This window comes from Terriglobus sp. YAF25 (genome assembly GCF_052113305.1).
Taxonomy (GTDB): domain Bacteria; phylum Acidobacteriota; class Terriglobia; order Terriglobales; family Acidobacteriaceae; genus Terriglobus.
This window is the reverse complement of sequence record NZ_JBFRCY010000434.1, coordinates 1-3971: the sequence shown is the minus strand read 5'-3', so window position 1 is coordinate 3971 and position 3971 is coordinate 1. Positions and strand designations below refer to the sequence as shown.

Below are 3971 nucleotides of genomic sequence, written 5' to 3'. Positions count from 1 at the left end.
GTGCAGGCGCGTGAGCAGGCGTTCCATATCCGCGCGGCCGCGCACGGTATCGCGGTCCATGCGGCCGATGCGCGCGTTGGGAAAGATCTCGGCCAGCCGCTCTTCGCCCTGCTGTGAGCCCGCGCCGAGGTAGTACAGGTGTTCTGACTGGCAGTGCGGGCAGTGTTGCGGTACGGTGCGACGGAAGCCGCAGTAGTGGCATTCCAGACGCTGCCCGGCACGCGCGTGATTGTCCATCTCATCGGCGCGGCCATGCTTGTGATAGGTCATGGCGATGGCGCAGTTCTGGCACTCGATCTTTTCACCGCAGGAGCGGCACATCACCACGAAGCTGTAGCCGCGTCGGTTGAGAAGAATGATGGCCTGCTCGCCGCGGTCGAGTGCGGCACGGGTTTCTTCAATCAGCGTGCGCGAGAAGATCTGGTCTGCGCCGGTTTGCTGGAACTCGGCGCGCATGTCTATGAGTTCAACCTCGGGCAGCGGACGGTTGGAGACGCGGTCTGGCATCTCGACGCGCGCATACTTGCCCCGCTGCCCGTTGTGCCAGCTCTCAAGGGAGGGCGTGGCGGAGCCCAGGGCGATGGCAGCGCCGTTCAGGCGAGCACGAACGATGGCCGTGTCGCGCGCGTGGTAACGAGGCGTCTCCTCCTGCTTGTAGCTGCCGTCATGCTCCTCGTCCACAAGGATGAGCCCGAGGTTCGATGCCGGCGCGAAGATGGCTGACCGCGTACCGACGACGATAGGCGCTTCGCCGCGGCGAATGCGATGCCACTGCTCGGCGCGCTCATCGGGGGAGAGCTGCGAGTGCAGCAGGGCCACCTGCGATCCAAAGGCCGCGTAGAGCTGCGCGGCCATGGCGGGCGTGAGGCCGATCTCCGGAACGAGAAGGATGGCGGCTTTGCCCCGGTCAAGCGCGGCCTGCATGGCGGCGAAGTAGACGGCGGTCTTACCGCTGCCGGTCACGCCGTAGAGCAGGATGGGCTGGAACTGTTCTGCAGGCGCGTCCAGTGCCGCGATGATGGCGTCGGCGGCGGCCTGCTGTTGCGAGTTCAGCGTGTGTTCGTGGGCATGTTTCTTGCCGGGTGCGTGGACTGCGCCGAGATGGAAGTTCTCGGGGACCTCTTCGATGGTCACCAGGCCTCGCCGGACCAGTGTGACGAGCGTTGTCTGCGGCACCGGAAGCCCGCGCAGGTCGGCGAGCTTCATCCGACCATTGACGGCGGCGAGCTCCGAGAGCAGGCGCATCTGGTTGGCGTTGAGCTTGGGAAGCCGGGCGTCAGGGACAAGGACGGCAACGCGCTCCATGCGGCGGGCGTCGCGCTGTTCGGCGACGGTCTCGCGTACGAGCCACTTCTTGCGCACCATGCCTTCCAGCAGCGCTTTGTTGGCTCCGGTGCTGGAGCGAATGCGGCCGGGGCGCAGAGCATCACCGGCTTCCAGCAGGTTCAGGACGGCGTACTCGCGGTTCTGGTCTTCAGGCGAGAGCTTGCTGCGGCGGGAAGAGCCGACTTCGGCTCCCTGGTAAAGAATGGCGCGTCCTGTCTCGCTGATGCGATAAGTGATGTCGCGGCGGACTTCCGCCATCAGGGGCAGCATGCCGCGCAGCACCTCGCCCAGCGGAGCGAGGTAGTAGCTGCTGATCCAGGCGGCCAGCTCCATCTGCTCAGGTGAGAGTACGGCTTCTGCATCCAGCACCTGCTGGATCGGTTTGGTCTCGACCTCTGGAGGCGGTGGCGTGTCATGGACTTTGACGACGATACCCATCAGCTTCTGCCCGGAGAAGGGAACCAGAACGCGGGCTCCGACAGCCGGAACGACGCCATTTACCGCGTAGGTAAAGGGGCGGTCCAGGGGGACGGGCAGAGCGATGTCGGCGAAGCGGGACACTGCTTCTAGGGTACGAGGATTGGGTGCGGATATGTGGTCTGGATTTGCCCTCAGCGGCTGAAGCCGCCGTCTGTGGAGCGTTTGTACGGGACGGCTGAAAGCCGTCCCCTTAAGCAAGACATTCGCACCGCAGGTGCGAACTAGTTGCGCGGTGCGCAACGGTTTTGCTTAAGGGCATGGCTTCAGCCATGCCGGAGTTGAGCTGCGAAGGAAGCGGCTTTAGCCGCTGAGGGCAATGTGTTGGAGAAGCGGATTTCTCCGCTACGCTACGAAATGACAAAACTAAAAAGCGGTTTTATCTAGCGGTCGCGGTCGACGACGTAGGCCGGCACCCACAACAGGGCGCGCTTGGCGTCAGTGTCGGGCAGGTCGGCGATGGAGAGCCGTGCCGCTTCGGCGTAGGCGCGGGCGGTGTCGTGCGCGTACTCGAGTGAGCCGTGCCGTCCGAGGATCTCCAGAATCTGCGAGTGCGTCACCCGCTGGAAGCTGCGGTCGGCCAATACGGTACGGATGGCCTCACGGTCGGCTCCGGTGCCACGCTCCAGGGCGTGGATCACGGCCAGGGTCGCTTTGCCTTCGCGAAGGTCGCTGGCGACAGGCTTGCCCAGGGTGGACTCGGTCGCGGTGAGGTCCAGCACGTCGTCGATGATCTGGAAGGCCAGGCCGAGATTGCGGCCGTATTCGCCGAGCTGGGCTTCAATGGCATCTGGAGCGCCGGCGACAGTCGCGCCAAGCTGCATGGAGACCTTGAAGAGGCAGGCGGTCTTGCGGAAGATCAGGTCGAAGTACTCTTCCTCGTTGATCAGGTGGCCGAGCTTCTGCATCTGTAGCAGCTCGCCTTCGACCATCTGCTGGGTCAGTGAGATCAGCAGGTCGAGGATGTGGAAGTTCTGCTCCTGCAGCGCCGCGTTGAAGGCCTGCATATAGAGCCAGTCGCCGGCCAGGACACATTTGGAGTTGCCCCAGGTGGTGTTGGAGCTGGGACGGCCGCGGCGGGTGTCCGCCTCGTCGATGATGTCGTCGTGTACCAGGGTGGCGGTGTGCAGCATCTCGACCACTGATCCCAGCCGGATACGCGATTCGCCCTCGAAACCGAGCGCCTTGGCGCTGAGCAGCAGCAGCAGGGGGCGGATGCGCTTGCCGCCGCCGGCGATGAGATAGCGGCCGATCTCGGTGATGACTTCCACCTGGGACTGCGACTGTGAGACGAACTCCCGCTCAATGGCGGCAAGATCGTCACGCAGCAGGTCGAAGACCTCTTTCGCCGTCGCTATCTGCAAATCACTCACTCTTTTGAATGTACCAGTTACTTGGACGAAGGTGATGCCGTAAGAGCGCGGCGTTGCCGGTGCCGGACGATTACCGCGCTGAGACCGAGCAGCAGCAGCAGGTCCAGCGTAAGCCCGGTCCAGATCCAGCCTCCCCGCCCGACGGAGCCGGGATCGAAGTAATAGTGAAACGGCCAGCCGTGAGGGGTAAGGCAGCTCGGACAGGGTGGGCGAAGGTGCCGCGTAGCTCCGTCAATGAACTCGGCGAGAACGCCAAGAACCACGGCAGTCTGAATGTATTGGACGACTACCGCGGTTCTGGTCATGGCTTGGAGCTTTTCCCTGTGGGTGTAGTGTAGGGCTTCCGCATCTATGGGCGCTTTCCGTAATGAAAGCGCCGCTGTACGACGCTTCCGGGATACCCAGCAACAGGGAAAACGCTCTAGTTCGAACGGTAGTTGGTGAACTGCAGATCGATGCCGAGGTCTTTCCCGCGCAGCAGAGCCATAACCTCCTGCAGCACGTCGCGGTCCTTGGAGGCGATACGGACGGTATCGCCCTGAATCGAGGCCTGAGCCTTCTTCTTGGAGTCCTTGACCAGGGCAACGATCTGCTTGGCCTTCTCGGAGGGGATGCCCTGTTGCAGTTTGATCTTCTGGCGGGCAGATCCGTGCGAGCCCTGCTCAATCTTTTCGAAGTCCAGGTTCTTGAGCGAGATGCCGCGCTTGACCAGCTTCTGCTGCAGAATCTCGCTGACCGCCTTCAGCTTGTACTCGTCTGTGGCGGCGGTCTGGATCACGTCCTGACCTTCGAGGG

At 63.3% G+C, this 3971-nt stretch carries 4 protein-coding genes; all 4 read right to left on the bottom strand.

What is annotated here, in order from left to right:
• On the bottom strand, positions 1–1887 hold a 1887-nt coding region (gene priA / locus AB4043_RS17325), incomplete at its 3' end, for a replication restart helicase PriA (protein WP_442307623.1).
• A gap of 299 nt (positions 1888–2186) precedes the next feature.
• A complete protein-coding gene (locus AB4043_RS17320; RefSeq protein WP_442302006.1) occupies positions 2187–3176 on the bottom strand; it encodes a polyprenyl synthetase family protein in 990 nt (329 codons plus the stop codon).
• Positions 3177–3193: 17 nt separating this feature from the next.
• Complete coding sequence (locus AB4043_RS17315; protein WP_442302007.1) at positions 3194–3481, bottom strand: hypothetical protein; 288 nt, start codon at positions 3479–3481, stop codon at positions 3194–3196.
• Between the two features lie 116 nt (positions 3482–3597).
• Positions 3598–3971, bottom strand: a 374-nt coding sequence (locus AB4043_RS17310; protein WP_442307622.1) for a DUF520 family protein, incomplete at its 5' end; no start/stop codon positions are given.